The organism is Paraglaciecola sp. G1-13 (assembly GCF_055809255.1).
Genome location: NZ_CM147903.1, coordinates 3614154 through 3630844, shown reverse-complemented (window position 1 = coordinate 3630844; position 16691 = coordinate 3614154). Strand labels below are relative to the sequence as shown.

13 protein-coding genes are annotated in these 16691 nt (G+C 45.2%); 10 read left to right on the top strand and 3 right to left on the bottom strand.

The features are described 5' to 3' along the window. Window positions 1–66: 66 nt before the first annotated feature. Window positions 67–2223, bottom strand: a complete 2157-nt coding sequence (locus tag AC0L6N_RS15475) for a TonB-dependent receptor (protein WP_473475750.1) — start codon at window positions 2221–2223, stop codon at window positions 67–69. Window positions 2224–2436: 213 nt separating this feature from the next. Here AC0L6N_RS15475 and AC0L6N_RS15470 point away from each other — a divergent pair, with 213 nt between their 5' ends. The 6 genes from AC0L6N_RS15470 (at window position 2437) to AC0L6N_RS15445 (ending at window position 7252) form a co-directional block, all read left to right on the top strand. Continuing rightward, complete coding sequence (locus AC0L6N_RS15470; RefSeq protein WP_011576195.1) at window positions 2437–2946, top strand: Lrp/AsnC family transcriptional regulator; 510 nt, start codon at window positions 2437–2439, stop codon at window positions 2944–2946. A 168-nt stretch (window positions 2947–3114) separates the two neighbouring features. Further along, the gene (locus AC0L6N_RS15465) at window positions 3115–4737 is read left to right on the top strand and encodes a methyl-accepting chemotaxis protein (RefSeq protein ID WP_473475747.1); all 1623 of its coding nucleotides are present in this window, start codon (window positions 3115–3117) and stop codon (window positions 4735–4737) included. 392 nt (window positions 4738–5129) lie between these two features. Then, window positions 5130–5732: a DUF502 domain-containing protein gene (locus AC0L6N_RS15460; RefSeq protein WP_011576193.1), complete on the top strand. Its 603-nt coding sequence runs from the start codon at window positions 5130–5132 to the stop codon at window positions 5730–5732. A 409-nt stretch (window positions 5733–6141) separates the two neighbouring features. Next, entirely contained in the window at window positions 6142–6447 is a 306-nt protein-coding gene (locus AC0L6N_RS15455) for an ElaB/YgaM/YqjD family protein (protein ID WP_011576192.1), read from the top strand. 4 nt (window positions 6448–6451) lie between these two features. Continuing rightward, window positions 6452–6940, top strand: a complete 489-nt coding sequence (locus tag AC0L6N_RS15450) for a hypothetical protein (RefSeq protein WP_473475745.1) — start codon at window positions 6452–6454, stop codon at window positions 6938–6940. A 33-nt stretch (window positions 6941–6973) separates the two neighbouring features. Continuing rightward, the gene (locus AC0L6N_RS15445) at window positions 6974–7252 is read left to right on the top strand and encodes a hypothetical protein (protein WP_473475743.1); all 279 of its coding nucleotides are present in this window, start codon (window positions 6974–6976) and stop codon (window positions 7250–7252) included. A 356-nt stretch (window positions 7253–7608) separates the two neighbouring features. On the opposite strand, the gene AC0L6N_RS15440 is transcribed toward AC0L6N_RS15445, so the two are convergent. Continuing rightward, window positions 7609–9357 carry a gamma-glutamyltransferase family protein gene (locus AC0L6N_RS15440; RefSeq protein ID WP_473475742.1) on the bottom strand — a complete coding sequence of 583 codons (1749 nt, stop codon included), beginning with the start codon at window positions 9355–9357 and terminating at the stop codon, window positions 7609–7611. Window positions 9358–9679: 322 nt separating this feature from the next. Here AC0L6N_RS15440 and grxB point away from each other — a divergent pair, with 322 nt between their 5' ends. The 3 genes from grxB to radD all read left to right on the top strand — a co-directional run bounded on the left by grxB (window position 9680) and on the right by radD (window position 13553). Continuing rightward, on the top strand, window positions 9680–10339 hold the full coding sequence (gene grxB, locus AC0L6N_RS15435; RefSeq protein WP_473475740.1) for a glutaredoxin 2: 660 nt from the start codon (window positions 9680–9682) through the stop codon (window positions 10337–10339). Between the two features lie 101 nt (window positions 10340–10440). Next, complete coding sequence (locus tag AC0L6N_RS15430; protein WP_473475738.1) at window positions 10441–11682, top strand: nucleoside phosphatase; 1242 nt, start codon at window positions 10441–10443, stop codon at window positions 11680–11682. 77 nt (window positions 11683–11759) lie between these two features. Beyond that, window positions 11760–13553, top strand: coding sequence for a DNA repair helicase RadD (gene radD / locus AC0L6N_RS15425; protein WP_473475736.1), 1794 nt, complete (start codon window positions 11760–11762; stop codon window positions 13551–13553). A gap of 33 nt (window positions 13554–13586) precedes the next feature. Here radD and AC0L6N_RS15420 read toward each other — a convergent pair whose 3' ends face one another. Then, window positions 13587–14879 (bottom strand): spinster family MFS transporter, encoded by a 1293-nt coding sequence (locus AC0L6N_RS15420; protein WP_011576185.1) that lies wholly within the window; start codon window positions 14877–14879, stop codon window positions 13587–13589. A 953-nt stretch (window positions 14880–15832) separates the two neighbouring features. Between AC0L6N_RS15420 and AC0L6N_RS15415 the strand changes: the two genes are divergently transcribed. Beyond that, a complete protein-coding gene (locus AC0L6N_RS15415) occupies window positions 15833–16675 on the top strand; it encodes a DUF7946 domain-containing protein (RefSeq protein ID WP_473475734.1) in 843 nt (280 codons plus the stop codon). The last annotated feature ends 16 nt before the right edge of the window (window positions 16676–16691 follow it).

The window sequence follows — 16691 nt, the reverse complement described above, 5'->3', positions numbered from 1 at the left end:
ACAGCCCCTGATTGGGGCTGTTAAAAATGTTTAGCTGTGGCTCTAGGGATGCTAAACAGGTTTGCGCTAAAAGCGGTATGCAGCTTCAATCCCGTAAGTGCGAGGTTTATTAGGCTGGCGAGCAAACTCTGTAACACCATCGTCTAATATAAAAATGTCCTCGATCGCACGTTCATCGGTTAAGTTATTCACAAACAATTGAATTGTCCATTGTTCGCTGCGTAATCCTAGGTTGGCATTGATGAAGCGGTACTGAGACGAACGAATTTGCGGCTGGGTAATGTCGAATGACTTAGGCCCTTCCACTTGCAGCGACGCGCTTGAGGTGAGTGACCAAGTATCATTTAGCTCAGTCAGGTAGTTGGCCGACAATGCTAAGTTGTAGTCAGGCACCCACACCATGGTTTCTCCCTCAAGCGAAGGCTGGCGTGAGAATGCTTTAATTTCAGAATCAATCAGGCCAGCGCTGAAGCGAATATCCAAGTTCTGTGTCGCTGCCACGCCAAGTTCAAGTTCAACTCCGCGGGTCTCAACACGTTCAATGGCGAGGTTTTCAAGTGTAAAAGTGCGTACATTGAATTGGGTGACTTGCGCATCATCTTGGTCGATCGCAAACGCAGCACCGTTTAAGGTCACCGAGTTTTCAAACAAGGTGGCTTTAAAGCCCGCTTCAACGCTGTCTGATACTTCTTTGTTGAATGTGCGACTTATGCCTTCTGCTGGCTCATTGAATCCACCGCTGCGAAAGCCTTTAGAGTAACTTGAATAAACCAAAAAATTTGGCATTGCTTGGTAAGCAAGGGTGACCTTTGGCTGCGACTGGCTAAAGGTTTTTTGCGCGAAGGTGTCATCAGCAAAATTAGGATCAAACGACTCGCGTTTGTCTTGATCAAAACGTAAGGCAGTGGTCAATTCCAGTTTGTCGGTAATGTCATAGTTTACTTGGCCAGAAATAGCCCACGCTTTGCTGCTGTTGTTGTCGGCAATAACTAAGTACTTCTCTTCGTCAGTGAAGTCGCTGCGGTTACGGGGAGCGTCGCCGGCAAAATCATCAAAAAAGCTCACAACTGTGTCCCGTTGCCTGTCTTGATAAAACAAAGATACCGCCCAGCGTAAACGTTGCTCATTTTGCGAGGTGAAGCGGCTTTCAACCGTAAATGATTCTACGTCTGACTCACCCGCAGTGCCAAAAGGAGCGCGAAATAAGTCCGCTTCATCGATAAAAGTGGCATCAGCAGAGTAGTCGCCGTCGTAGAAATGATCGTTCTTGGATTGACTGTAAGCTGTGATGAAATCAAAGGTACCCAATGTGTAATCCTGTGACAGTTTGGCACTTATCTCGAACACATCGCGCTCGTCGCGGTTTGCTATGTTTTGCGAGGTGTCGATGGAAAAATCTTCGATGGTGTCAGCGGTCACACCTTGATAATACGCAAATCCAGCCGTGCTGGTGGTGTATCTGCTTTTAATGTTTAAGCGGGTGTCATCGAAAATATCAAATTGCAATTGTCCAAAGACTGAGTCCTCAACTAAGGCATCGGCCTCCTCGTCTAAAAACGCGTTATCGATTAAGCCGTCACTGCTTTTGGTATAACCGCCTACTCTAAAGTAGGCGCTGTCTTCTTCGTTCAACGAACCGGATAATACACCGCTTAGATGATAGGCATTCCCATTACTGTAGGACCCTTTCACACTGCCTTCTAAGTCTTCAATGGGTTGTTTTGTGGTGATTAACACTGCACCGCCCACGGCTCCGCGACCATATAAAGCACCTTGGGCGCCGCGCATCACTTCAATGCGCTCAACGTCTACTAAATCTTGGTTGATAAATTCAATATCAGATGCGGTGACGCCATCCACCACGAAAGCAAGAGGGGGATCGCCCACTTGAGGTGTGATCAAGCCACGAATAGTGATGCGCGATAGACCAGGGCGGAAATTATCTAACTGCGTTAGGTTAGGTGTTAGGTTTGCTACATCTCTGAAATTAGCAATTCGTGCGCTTTGTATCATATCGGATGAAAACGCGGTAACTGAATCAGGCACCGATTGAATGGACTCTGTTCGACCACGAGCAGAAATAGAGATAATTTCTAGATCATTTGTTTGAGCTTGTATCGAGGCGCGGGTGTCAGTAACTTGAGCGTAAGCATGGGGAACAAGCGATAGACTAACGCATAGGGCAAGGGTAGATTGCATGAAGGGCTTTACTTTTTTGTGCATATTAACGCCTCAGTGGGAGTTCATTTTTTATATTGAGCCGTTCCAACGCTGCTCAAATTTTGAGTCGTTTAAGTTTCCACAATTGGAACAAAATAATATTTTGTTGTGCGTGCTCGTTTCAGGCATTATTTTTTGAACCCTTGACCATAAACGCTAGATTTTGTTTGAACAGCCTTTATCAGCCAGGATAAAAGGCAACCATCAGGTAGTGAAATGAAAAAAACGATTAAAATCGATAGTTACAACCGAAAAATTCTAGCAACACTGCATCTGCAAGCTGATTTAACCAATATAGAGTTATCAGAAATCGTTAACTTATCGCCAAGTGCCTGTTTTCAAAGAGTGAAGGCTCTCAAAGATGCCGGCTATTTTAGAGCTGCTCATGCTGACGTGAACTTAGATCAGTTATGTGAGCATGTGTTGGCCTATATTGAATTCACCTTTGACAATAACACTGCTGCCACTCGCAGACGCTTCGCCGCCGTCATCGAGAACATGCCTCACATTATGGATTGCATGCAGCTCAGTGGTGACGTGGATTATATTTCTTTGAGTTGTTTCCCGGATATTAAAGCGCTCAACGCAGCGTGCACCGAATTAAGTGATAACCCTGAATTGTCGATCAAACACATTAAAACCCGCATCGTATTAGACAGAGCCAAGTGGTTTTTGGGGTATCCATTGGCGCACCTTAAATGGATTGATGAAAGCCCTGAGTTTTAGCGGGAGCGTGTGATGGAATTTACGCACTCATCAAATCATTAATAATGACGATATATAGTGAAAGATGAAAATAGTTTGTACTGGGGTAAACTCAGCGCAAACAATAATAATATTGAATAAGCATAGACTAAGTGGAATAACCTTTGGCTATAAAAACAGGGCAAGACGTTGGTTAATATAAAAAAACTCAGTTCAAAAGTAATGGGTGTATTGATGGTTTTTGTGGCTGTACTCGGCCTTATCGCTGCACTGACTATCAACAATCTTAGTTCTCATGTAGATCAATATAGTGACTTACTGGAGCGAGAAGTAAAAGCAGCGCTGTTAATTGATACGGTGAATCTCACTTTTAAACGACAAGTGCAAGAGTGGAAAAACGTACTTCTGAGGGGGAAAGATAGCCAAAAACGTGAAAAATATTGGAATAGCTTCAGTGCACGGCACAAAGAAATTGAGCAGCAGCTGAATACCTTAAAGAGCATAGATGTCAGTCCACAAGTGCGCGAGCAGCTAAACGACTTTGCTTCAGTGCATTCAACCCTATACGACAAATACCAGCTGGGCTATCAAGCCTTTATTAATGCAGGTTATGACCCATACGTTGGCGATAAAGCTGTGGCAGGTATTGACCGAGCACCGACTAAATTGCTTGAAACCCTCAGTGCGCAAATAAGCAGCCAAGTAATATCGCAAAACCAATCCAAGAATAGCCAAGTTAGGCGCTCTTTATGGTGGGGAAGTGTCAGTTTAATTTCAACCATAGTGCTTGGCTTCGCCCTACTGTTGTGGAGTTTAAAAGCACTAGTGACTTCGCCTTTACGTAAATTAAGTGAGCATATTCATGATGTTAGTCAAGGCCGGCTTGCATCTCCTTTAATGTTTGAACGCCAAGATGAAATTGGCCAAATGGCTCAGTCAGTAGAAACACTGCGCGTAGACCTGTTAGAGATCCATTCAGGGCTTGGCGCAACACAACAAGATTTAGACAGAGTCTGTTTTAGTTTAGTCGACAGCGCTGGCGCCATCAGCCAGGGGGTTACGGAGCAAAATCACGGCACGGCCAGTGTTCAACAAGCGGTGGATCAACTGTCGCAAGTGGCGCAAGTTATTGAGCAGCATGTTCATCATGCCGCAGATTCAGCGACAACAGCGAGTCGCTCAGCGGTCACCAGTATTGATGTTATGCAGCAAACCATTGAGACCATTTCTGGCTCGTCTAAGCAGATTGAAGACACCGCAAAAGTGATTTCAGCGTTAAACGAAGACGCGCGAAAAATAGGTACCGTATTAGACGTTATTCAAGGCATTGCTGAGCAAACCAACTTATTAGCACTCAATGCTGCCATAGAAGCAGCACGAGCCGGGGAGCATGGTCGTGGCTTCGCTGTCGTGGCCGATGAGGTCCGTACACTTGCGGCTAAAACTCAGCAATCTACAGAAGAAATTCAGCAGATGATCGCAAATGTGCAACAAGGCACCAGTGATGCGGTAAATGCGATTAGCCAAGGGCAAGACCAAACAAAATTCAGTGTTGATAAGGTGCTTGAAGCCGATGGAAATTTGAAAGGAGTGACCAACGCAATTGAAGATATTGCAGCAGTGAATCAACATATCGTTGAGGCGATTGCCCAACAAAGCATCGTGACACAAGACATACTGCGCCATTTGAATGAGCTAAGCCAAATAGCGAAACTCAATGGTGAGCATGCCCAATCGTGCGACGAAGATAACCTGACCTTGATGGATGTCAAAGATCGGATGGCTGGCATCATTAAGAAGTTCGTTCAATAGCCCTAAGCTTAAAAGCAGCCCTAAGCTCAAAATCAGCCCTAAGCTTATAAGTCGCCCTAAGCTTAAAAGCAGCCTTGAGCTGATAAACAGCCTTGAGCCAATACACAGCCTTGAGCCGATAAATCATGAGGGAATGCCCCAGCGACTTTGCTCTGCGTTCTCACTATTTGAAAGGGGACAACCATTACGACATAGCGACGCCTTAATAAAAACCGCTGGACGCATTCTGAGACGGGCACTTATTAATGCGGATGGGTATTATTACCTCGAAATGCAATTGGTGGTTGATCCTCTATCCACTTTAAAAACGTGATAAAATTTAAGTAAATCAAATAACGCATGCAGCTTTTATATTACCCTAGGCTGCTTCATTTTCTTCTCGAGACCCACTTATGCTCAAAAAAATTATGCTACTGGTCGTCCAAGGCTTGTTAGCTGTGGTGCCTATTACGTTGACTGTTTATGCATTGTATTGGCTGGTAACAACCGTGGAGTTGGCGTTAACGCCGATCATACCTGCTCAATGGTACTTCCCAGGTATGGGGTTAGTGACAGGCATCGTGTTGTTGTTTTTTGCAGGGTTATTAGTCAACGCTTATGTGGTTAAAGTACTACTGCATTGGGGCGAGCGTGTTTTCGAGCGCATTCCATTAGTAAAAACTTTTTATGGCGCCATTCAAGATGCCGTAAACCTAATCAATGTGGGTAAGCAACAAAAGATGCAAAGCGTTGTGTCGGTACAAATTAGCGACAGTATTGATTTAATTGGTTTTGTGACCAATGCCGAAGGTGGAAAAACCTTATTTAACGATGCGCAAAAAGTCGGCGTTTACATTCCTCTTAGTTACCAAATAGGTGGCTATACCTTATATATAGACAAAACTAAAGTAACCCCACTGGATATAGACGTAGAAACTGCTATGCGTATTGCGCTCACGGGTGGCAGCCAATCCAAGAACGAAAACGGATTTAAAAAGCAAAAACTCCCTCAATAATGATATCTCTACTGGTTAGTTTTTGTACTAAAGGTTTGGGTGGTTAACGGAGTGTCTGTAAAAGCAGGCATTTCATGTCAATTTTAGCCATTTTTAGGTAAATAAACCTCTCTACTTCCAGCCCCCGTAAGAATTGCACACCCGATGCAATAATTTCCCACAGTTCTGAAAGGCGCGGCTGCGCTGGTGATGCACCATTTATTGTAACTCATTGGCATATATGGTTTTTCTTATTATTTACCGCGCTGGCACAGCCATTGCTTTTACCTGGTCAAGGATGCAAATAAACACCTATGCATTTGCGAGAACCTTCTCATTGGATTTAGGCACAGCGCAAAACGTTAACCTAAACCCAAAGGTGTGAACTTAGCCACTCGGTTAAACGACCTAACAACGTAAGGGGAAAATCATGGAAAATGCAAAAACAACGACAGCGAATACTAACTCAAAAACGGATTCGCCAGTTTCGAAAAAAGCGCAAGAAGCATTGCACGACTCTGTAGATGCAGTAGCAGATAAAGCGTCTAAAGCGGAACGTTCTGTGCGTGACACAGCGCAGCGCTCTGCAGAATCTCTGGGTGAAGCGCAAGAGAAAATGGTCAAGCAGTGGAACGGTTCACAAGTGCGTAAATTCGCTACTGAAAACCCAATTGCCACCGTAGGCATTGCGTTTACCGCCGGTATGCTAATCACTTCGCTGTTGCGTAAGCGCTAAGCGAATGGACATGCCTAACCCGGATAAGCCTCGCACTGCTGAAGAAGACAGCCAACAGCACGGTGAACTTATAAAGGAAATTATCGGGGCCGCTACGGATGCAGGCAAACGCTACCAGCGACAGCTATCGTTAGCCAAGACCTTAGCCGGGCGTGAGTGGAAACTCTCCGCCCGAGCCATGGTGTTGGTGTTGATTGGTGTGCTGCTACTAACGGCAGTCAGTGCAACTTTGTGGATCACTTTAAACGCTATGTTGGCGCTGGGGCTTATCCAACTCAATGTGCATTGGGTGTGGGTGGGCAGCGGCGTGATTCTACTCAATGCCGCGGTAGCCTTTGGCATAGTAATGACCATTAAAGCGCTGCTTAAGCACGTGAGTTTATCCCGGGCATGGGACGCATTGACATTGTCAGGCACGAAGGCTTCAAAGGCTAAGTCAGATGACAGTAAAGCGGCTCAAAGTATGAATACTAAGCACCATTTTCAGCATTAATCGCGACCTAGATAGGGACGCTCAAGGAGGCAGATGATGTCAACTGACAGTAATTTTGGTCACTCTATCAGCCGACTCTTATTAGGTCGACGGTTAACCGATGTTGAAAGAGCAACGTCAGATGCGTTTGAAAATCAGCAGATGATTTTAGCGCGAAAGGAACAGGTTGCTAGTGCGACCAAAGAATTTTGTAGATTGCCACTAACACCTGTAGGGGCATTTGCTGCAGGTGCTGCAGTGGGCATAACAGGCTCTAAGCCCGCATCGGTGCCACTGATAATGCGCATCGTTAGCCTAGTCAATTTGGCTTAAAAACAGTTTTTTAGGAGTCACTCAACTCACCTAAGGCAATATTCCTCTGCCGCTTTTCGGTGACTCCTTTTTTATTCCTTGTGTGAGCTGGCTTGCCATCACGATTAGTGAGCGAGCCAGCTCCAACGTAGAACAATTCACCTCCAACATTGTAAACCGTTGACGGTCAAGCGCACGGCCGGATTGGAATCCATACCATGATAGATAACATCACTTCCTATCTAAAAAGCTAACCTGACTAGACTTCTGTGTTTGGGGCTAGAGCAGCTAATGGCATGCGAAGCTTGAAAGCGTTAAACGAAAACGGCGGCTCAAATTGGCCGCCGTTTTTTATATGAAAGTTCTGCTTACTCGTTTTAGAGTGAGCCGATTACGCCTTCTCTGCGCTTATCTGCTGCACCTTCTAGGCTGCCATCAGGCTGGCGCATAATCACACTTAAACCTGAATTCTCACCTTTTGATGCATCAACATCGAAGCCCATGTCTTTCATCGCTGAGATGAGTGAATCGGGCGCAACGTCTTTTTCTAAACGCACGGTTTTGCCTCTGGCAACCATGTTTGGTAAGTCAACTGCGGCTTGTGGACTTAGGTCCCACTCGAACACGCCAACCAAGGTTTTCACTGTGTAAGCGATAATGTTGTTGCCGCCAGGAGAGCCGGTTGCTAACAAAAACTCGCCGTTCTTGTCCAGCACGATGGAAGGTGACATAGATGAGCGCGGGCGTTTATTTGCCGCTACAGCATTGACGATAGCATTGCCGTTCTTATCATGGTGCTGAAACGAGAAATCCGTTAACTGATTGTTTAAAAACATACCGCCTACCATGCGCGTGGTACCGAAGATACTTTCAACGGTTGCCGTCATAGACACCACATCGCCTTTAGTATCCACAATGACAAAGTGGGTCGTGCCGTGCACATCTCGGGTCGCGTCAATACCGGCTGTTGTATTTCTGGGTGTGTCGTTATACGCCCAAGGGTCGCCTACTGCGTAAGTCTCAGGGGTTGCCTTATCAGAGATCAAGGTGGCTCGTTTTGCCAAATACGCTTTATTCAACATGCCGGTTATGGGCATATCGATAAAGTTAGGGTCGGCAATAAATTGGTCTCTGTCGGCATAGGCCAACTGTTGAGCTTGAGCCAAAACAGCCCAATTTTTCGGATCTGTGGGGCCGGCAGCACTCGGGCGCGGGCCGTTTTCTAAAATACCCATGATCATGCCTACAGCCAACCATGAAGACGGTGGCGGTGCGCCACAAATTTGCGTATCACGGTAATCCTGACACAACGCGGTGCGCTTAACCGGCTGATAAGCTGCGATATCTTCAGCCGTTAACGAGCCCGCTCTTGGCTGCTGCTGCACCATGGCAGCAATCTTTTTAGCAATATCACCGTGGTAAAAGTCGCTTGGGTCATTAGCGATGATCGCTAGTGTTTTCGCGTACTCAGGGTTTTTTAATAAATAACCCGTTGGATGAGGCTGGCCGGCGTCATCAAAAAAATAATTGTGCGCATCTAACGGGCCTTGGTCACGGGAGCTGGGGATATATTTACCAAATCGTTCGAGCATGCCGTGCAATCGAGGAGATATTTCAAAACCATCGGTAGCGAGTTTACTGGCATAGCTGAACAAGCTACTCCATTCTAAGGTACCTTGGTCTTTATGGGCCATGGATAACATGGCGACGATGCCAGGTACGCCGGTGGATAAGCCGCTAGTTTTAGCATCGATATACGACATTGAATCGCCGTTTTCGAGCATGAACATATCAGGCTTAGCACCACTTGGTGCACTCTCACGGCCATCGTAAACTGCGATTGATTTTGTTTCGTTGTCGTAATGCACCATAAATGCACCGCCAGCTAAGCCAGAGCTTTGCGGCTCAACAAGACTCAATACTGATTCAATGGCGATAGCCGCGTCGACCGCTGAACCACCAGCGCGCAATACTTCTAATCCTGCGGCTGTAGCGTGGGGGTTAGCAGTGACCACCATGGCCTGCTGTTGAGGCAGTGCTGCTTTTAATTCTGTTTGGTTCTCCGCTGAACTACAACCCCAAAGGCTGACGGATAACACCCCGAAGGCGAGTATATGAAACTTCATTGATTGTTCCCGATAGTTAAAATTTGATAGACAAATGATAGTGAAATTAAAGAGGCGAGAATCACTTTTGAAACGTTTCAAAATGCGCAGTACACCCAAAAAGGCGATACTCATAAGATGTATCACCCAGTATTTTTCTATCACAAAAAAGCCCTTGCTGACAATGGGCTTACAAAAATCAAACCTAATTAATCCCTGAACACACAAATTAGCGTTTAATTTCGGACATGAGCAGCAAAAAACGCCTTTCGCATTGTCGATTTGTCTTATGCTGGAGTTCAGGATAATGTCAGCTCATTTAGACTTAAGGAATCATTTTATTATGTCGATTATGCACTTATATATTTACGACCATTGCCCATACTGTGTTATGGCACGTATGCCTTTTGCTATGAAAAATATATCTGTTGAACTAACCGTGTTACCTAGCGACGATGAAGCAACACCGATAGCCATGATAGGCGTTAAAGCATGCCCAATTTTGAAAAAGCCTGATGGTAGCTTTATGCCTGAAAGCATGGATATAGTCAGCTATATTGACCAACTTGACGGCAGCCCGATATTTTCACCTTCAGCGAATCGAGCAGACCTATCGGCTTGGTTGAAAGACGTCAACTTATTAATGAAGCAACTACTTTACCCAAGGTGGGTAACCTCACCAGTGAAGGAGTTTCAAACACAAAGTGCGATAGATTATTTCACTCACAAAAAAAACAAGGAACTTGGCTCTTTTGCTGAGGCATTGGCCAATAGCAAATCACTCATCAAAGCATTTGAAGATAAGTTAGGGGAGTTGGCGCCCATGTTACACAGCGAAACAGGTGTGAATGAGCAGCTTTCTATTGACGATATAACTTTATTTGGCCGATTACGGGGCATCACCTTAATTAAAGGGCTAACAATACCGCCAAAAGTAGGCGCCTATCTAGATTACTTTTCAACAACCTGTAAAATTCCTCTGTTTTACGATGTCGCGCAATAAAAGAACGTAATAGCGCGGCGCACTAACAAAGCGCCATACAACATCTAGCTCAGCGCTTCTGATACTTCATATAAAAACCTTATTGGTAAGAGGATTATTTTTTGCATCATGTAATATCCAAGGCCGCGCTGTTCGCACTGAGTCTTTTGGCTTTGAGTAGCTGCTTCAATATGCCAATGGCCTCCCCAAAAAATATCTGTCACATCATCTACGATGCCGGTAGTAGCGGCACGCGTTTGTTTGTATACGAAGAATCAGGTACAAATTTAATTGCCCATAGTGGCCCAAAAGTGCGGGCTATTGCCGACCCATTGCGCGGCATTAACGAAAGCCAAGTGACGGATATCGATAGCATTGTGAGTGACGTTATCAGTACATTAGATTTAATCAAAAGTGATGGCGACCTACATAAAGGAAAACCCCGATGGGTAGGATTCGACTGGGTGAATCAATGTAATGTTGTATCAGCAAGAATATATGCCACGGCTGGTATGCGCATTGCGGAACAATCCAATCCCGAAGGTAGCCTCATCATGTGGCAAACCTTAACGCAAAAGTTAGCTGAAAAATTTGGCTCAGAGGTGTTAATTGAAACGAAAACAGTCACTGGATTCGAAGAGGGATTGTTTGCTTGGTTAAGTGTGCAAGACACATATATCGCAACCGATTTTGGGATTGTTGATATGGGCGGCGCCTCATCACAGGTGACGTTTGCGTGCCCAGATTGCTCACTTGCTGATGATGCGGTTAAGAAAGTGAGGTTAAATGGCAAACCCATACAGATATACAGTTATTCTTATCTGGGCTTGGGTCAAGATGAAGCCCCTAAGTCACTGACCTCTCCGGTTATTGATCCTGTGCCTAAAAATTGTGCTTTTGGGATAGGGGCAGCGCAAAAAGAGTGGAGTGTCGCGGATTGTGCTGATGATATTTTACTTACTATTGACGGTACTCGCTCAGAGATAAAAGACCCATATAATTACTCATTGCCTAGAAAAAAAGGGACAACAAGGTCAAAAGGAGCAACGAATACACTACCGGAACCTCAGAAAAACATCCCTAAATGGACGTTAACCGGAGCATTTAACTATAAAAAAGAAACAGACATCAACCAATGCTGTTTCAATAAAAGTCATGCATGCTATAAAGCGCAAACAGCCTGTTTTATCCCGATTTATTTAGATAAATATTTGCAGACCCTTAATATTTCGCCAGCTCAAACCACTACAAAAGATGTGAGCTGGACACGAGGCGCTGTATTGTGTGAAATCGAAAACTGCTTAGCGGATGTGGCGACGCCGCCGGTATGTCGCTGGATGGCGTCTGGCTGCTTAGGTCACTGATAAAGCATAAACCATGCGCCGCACCTTCTTTATTTTTGATAGGATCCATCGCAACCTAGACTCGATTTTCAAATTTGATGAGCCAAGCATTCATATTACGTGATTACCAAACGCAAGCGGTTGATGCCGCCCTAGCGCATTTTCGGCAAAGCGATGACCCCGCCGTGATTGTATTGCCGACGGGGGCAGGCAAAAGTTTGGTTATTGCCGAGTTGAGTCGATTAGCAAAAGGCCGTGTTATCTGCCTTGCTCATGTCAAAGAGTTAGTGGAGCAAAATCACGCTAAGTTTCTTGCTACCGGCTCGCCGGCAGGACTCTTTTCAGCTGGCTTAGGCCAAAAAGACAGCAACCTAAAAACGACCTTCGCTAGTATTCAGTCGCTGTCTGCAAACTTAGAGGCTTTTGACGCTCCTGCTAGCTTAATGATTATTGATGAATGTCACCGAGTAGGGCTAGAAGACAGCGCTCAGTACAATAAAACCCTGGAACATTTTCGCCGTTTAAATCCAAAGGTAAAAATGCTTGGCTTAACCGCTACTCCTTACCGGTTAGGCAGTGGTTGGATTTATCAGCATCACTACCATGGTTATACACGGCCCGCAGCCCAATCTTTTTTCAAAAAATGTATTTTTGAGCTTCCTTTGCAATACATGGTCAAAAACCATTATTTAACGCCGCCCATTCATTATGATGCCGCCGTTGCTCATTATGATTTTAGTTTGCTAACAGAAAGTTTGGACGGCGAGCAAAATACCGATGATATCGCCTTAAATGAACTCATTGGTAAACACCCGAGAGTGACTAAGGCCGTGACCGAGCAAATACTACAGCTTAGTCAGGACCGCCAAGGCGTCATGATTTTTGCCGCCACTATCGATCACGCAAAAGAAATTTGCGGTTATTTACCCCCACAGCAAACCGCCTTAATCACCGGCACCACAAAAATAAAGCAACGAGACACGCTCATCGCTGCCTTTAAAGCTAAACACATTAAGTACTTAGTGAATGTATCTGTATTAACCACAGGCTTTGATGCGCCCCACGTAGACGTGATTGCCATTTTGCGGCCCACACAATCGATCAGTTTATTTCAACAAATTGTCGGGCGCGGCTTGCGCCTAAGCCCAGGCAAAAAGGACTGCTTAGTGTTGGATTACACCAATAATGGTTACGATATTTTTCAGCCTGAAATTGGCGAAAAAAAGCCCACGCCAGATTCTGTTGCCGTGCAAGTACATTGCCCACAATGTGGTTTTGCTAATGCATTTTGGGGGAGAAAAGACGCAGAGGGTCACATACTTGAGCATTTTGGTCGCCGCTGCCAAGGCTTGATTGAAAGCCCTGACACCCTTGATAGCCCAAACACCGTCGATGGCCCACAACTCACATTGCAATGCAGCTATCGCTTTCGCTTTAAACACTGCCCCTATTGCAATCAGGAGAACGACATTGCTGCCAGACAATGCCATCACTGCAATGAGAAGCTCATCGACCCTGACGACATATTAAGAAAGGCGTTAAATTTATATAATAATAAAGTGCTACGCTGCGCCGCCATAACACCTGTGATCAACCAGGCGGACAAGAGCATAAAAATCACCTACCACGATGAAGATGGTCTAACACTATCAGAAACCTTTCGCTTCAATTATACAAAAGCGCGACAACGCTTTAATGATGTATTCGCCCGAAGATTAGCCAGCGCCACCCAGTCAATTCATTTCGAATCCATTGAAGAGTTGCAACCGTTTTTGCCCTATCTACCAACACCTGACTTTGTGATCGCCAAAAAGCAAAAACACCACTGGCAAGTCACCGAACGATTATTTGATTACCAAGGGCCATATCGCAAGGCCAATGCCCTTGGCTAGCGCACTTTTTGCGCTAGCCACAGGGGCTAGCATTTAAACTGAAGCAGGTTCCTTCGGCGATGGTTTAGCCGCTTCATGGGCTGATAACGCGGAGCCGCTGCGAATGTATTGCACTACTGCCAGCAAAATCACCAAACTAGAGAAAACCAATGCATAACGCAGTGATTCACTACCGTATTCAGGGGCAAAATAGTCGCTGACTACGCCAGTGACAACAGGGCCACAACCCAAACCGACAATGTTGAGAATAAAGAACAAAATTGCCGAGGTTGTTGCACGCATCGACGGTTTGACCAAATGATGGGAAATCGCAATCGTTGGGCCAAGGTAACAAGAGCCAAATACATTGCTGATAAAGATGCACACCAACACCAAGGTCAACGAGTCCAGGCTCAATGCCAGTAGACTAAAGGGCACAGAAAGCAGCACGCCAATGGCAGGGACCCACATGTACCAACGCAAATTCATCTTGCCGAATTTGTCAGCTAGAAAACCGCCGCTGAGGGCGCCAATGACGCCAGAGAAACCAATAATAAGACCAAGAGAAACGCCCACTTCCGCGATGCTCATACCGTGACTACGAATTAAGAACGAAGGGATAAAGGTTAAGGTAGAGTAACCGGTAAACGCACAGAAACCGGCAGCAAAGGCCGCTTTACGAAACGGTTTAGACTTCCACAAGAACCCCAACGTTTGCTTAAAGGTGTATTTTTCGCCCACATTCGGGTCAGAGACCATGCCTGAACCGCCTCGGGGGGGCTCTTTTAAGGTTAAGCGCACGACAACGGCCATTAATATACCGGGCAAGCCCACGGCAAAAAACGCCATACGCCATCCGATTTTATCTGCCAACCAGCCGCCTAACAGCAAGCCCACCAAAATCCCCAGATACAAGCCCATGCTGTAAATAGACATGGCCGCACCACGCTCTTCAGGCGCATAGTAATCTGAAATCATTGAATGAGAAGGCGGGCTCGCACCAGCTTCGCCAATGCCGACCCCAATGCGGGCCAGTAGTAATTGGGTATAGTTTTGCGCCAAGCCTGATACCGCGGTCATACCGCTCCATACGACTAGGGCTAAGCTGACAATATTGCGCCGATTACCCACATCAGCCCAGCGAGCGATAGGAATACCCACCACCACATAGAACAAAGCAAACGCAAAACCAGTTAATAGACCTAGCTGGGTATCAGATAACCCCAGCTCCGCTTTAATCGGCTCTTGCAGGATGACCAAAATTTGGCGATCAACAAAATTGAAGATATAAACCAAGGTAAGAATAAACAGGACATAGCGTCGATAACTGCGTGTTTCCGCATTCATAGAACATTCTCAAAAGAGTATTGGCTAATAGGAAAATCGAGTATGCCGACTAAATATTATCCGCTCAAGCATCAGCAATGGGCGTGAAAGGGCTCACTGGGCATCAGACTAAACACTAAATTGTTTACAAGTCAGTAACAATGCGGTTACCGGGTGGTTACAACTTGAAGCCTCAGCATCTATTTTTATTATGAATAAACAATTATACCCAGGGGGTTTTGTTTTTAAGGAGCATGCACTTCGTTTATTTATGCGCTGTGCGCACTGAGTATGCGCGTCGCTTATTTATGCGCTGTGCGCACTGAGCATGCGCGTTGCTTACTTATGCGCTGTGCGCACTGAGCATGCGCGTTGCTTACTTATGCGCTGCGCTTATTTATGGCCTTCGGCCACACAGCACAGCTTCGCTGTTTACACACTGCGTGTGCTAAGCAATCGCTTCGCTCACTTATGTGCTGCGCACACCAAGCATTCGCGTTGCTCACCATGCGCTTCGCTTATCGTCATCCATGACGAGTATGACTCTCGTCCCTACGAGCCAGTAACTTCTTTTCAACAGCCAAAATAAGTCACCAAGAAAGGCCGATCTCCAGCCAATTTTTTGATCCATATTTTTGATTGGCTTCAATGCCAGAGCGGCGAAAGGAAACATCCATGTAAAGCGCTTCGCCTTGTCCAGACGTCCATGTCTGGACATCTGACAAGCCAATTAAAAAGATGGAAAATTGGAGTCGTGGAAAAGCCAAAGCATGCGCTTCGCTTATTTATGTGCAAAGAAAAACATAAAGTTGGAAAAAATTTAACCTGTACAACAAGTTACGGTGTATGCTAAAAAAGACACATAGGGAAAGGCGGAAACATGCCGTGATTAATACGCGGATGCAAGCACGGAATTTTGCAAAATATTAATATTGTTAGCATTCTTCAGTGAAATTTCGAAGTAAAAGGAAGTTATGAAATCAATACAAATAAAATTATCCTACAATGGCGGGGATGCAGATTTACACAGACTTGATATGTATGATGCCTCTGTTTCTCTTCATGGTTTTGCGCGAGCTATAGCAATTACTACTCATGCGTTATTGAACGATGGGGATGTAAAAAGAAAGGGCAATAGAGCAACAGGTGCAAAAATATTTGTTAGTCCTCCTCAGAAGGGAAGCTATGAGCAAGTATTGACTTTATTTATTGATAACAAAGAAGCTATCGGCGCTAGTGTTGTGGCTGCTGCATTTTGGGATATTTTGAAATGGACTTGGTCAAAAACTTTAGATCAGGTATTCGAACCTGAAACATCTACCGTAAGAAAATTAGGGGAACGTGTAGAGCCATTCATAAGCGATATTGAGGAAGTTTTAGAGTCAGCCCTAGAAGAAGCACATCGGCCAATAAAAAATAATCCAGATATAACCATTACAGTAGCAAGGCCACGAGTTGGTAATGTTATTGACATGAATTCGGAAACTCTAAAAAGCGTATCAATCAAAACCGAAAATCAAGTTATAACTGGAATTTATGGAAACGTTACAAAGTATAATATTCTTTCTGGTATCGGTAGATTTTACGAAGATCAGAAAGGGCGTACAGTGTCTTTTAAAGTGCCTGACAAAGCTACAGAAACAATGCGCAAAAGAGTCACTTGGTCTATGCATTATGCTCAAGGTGGTGAAGGTGAAGGTAAAATTGAGTTTCATGCGAGAAGAGTTACATCCGCGAAAGGTGTATTGAAGCGGTATCTTGTTGAAAACGTCATAATGAAAAAGAATGCTAACAAAAAAAATCAGTCGGACGCGTAGATGCGACGCGGTTTTG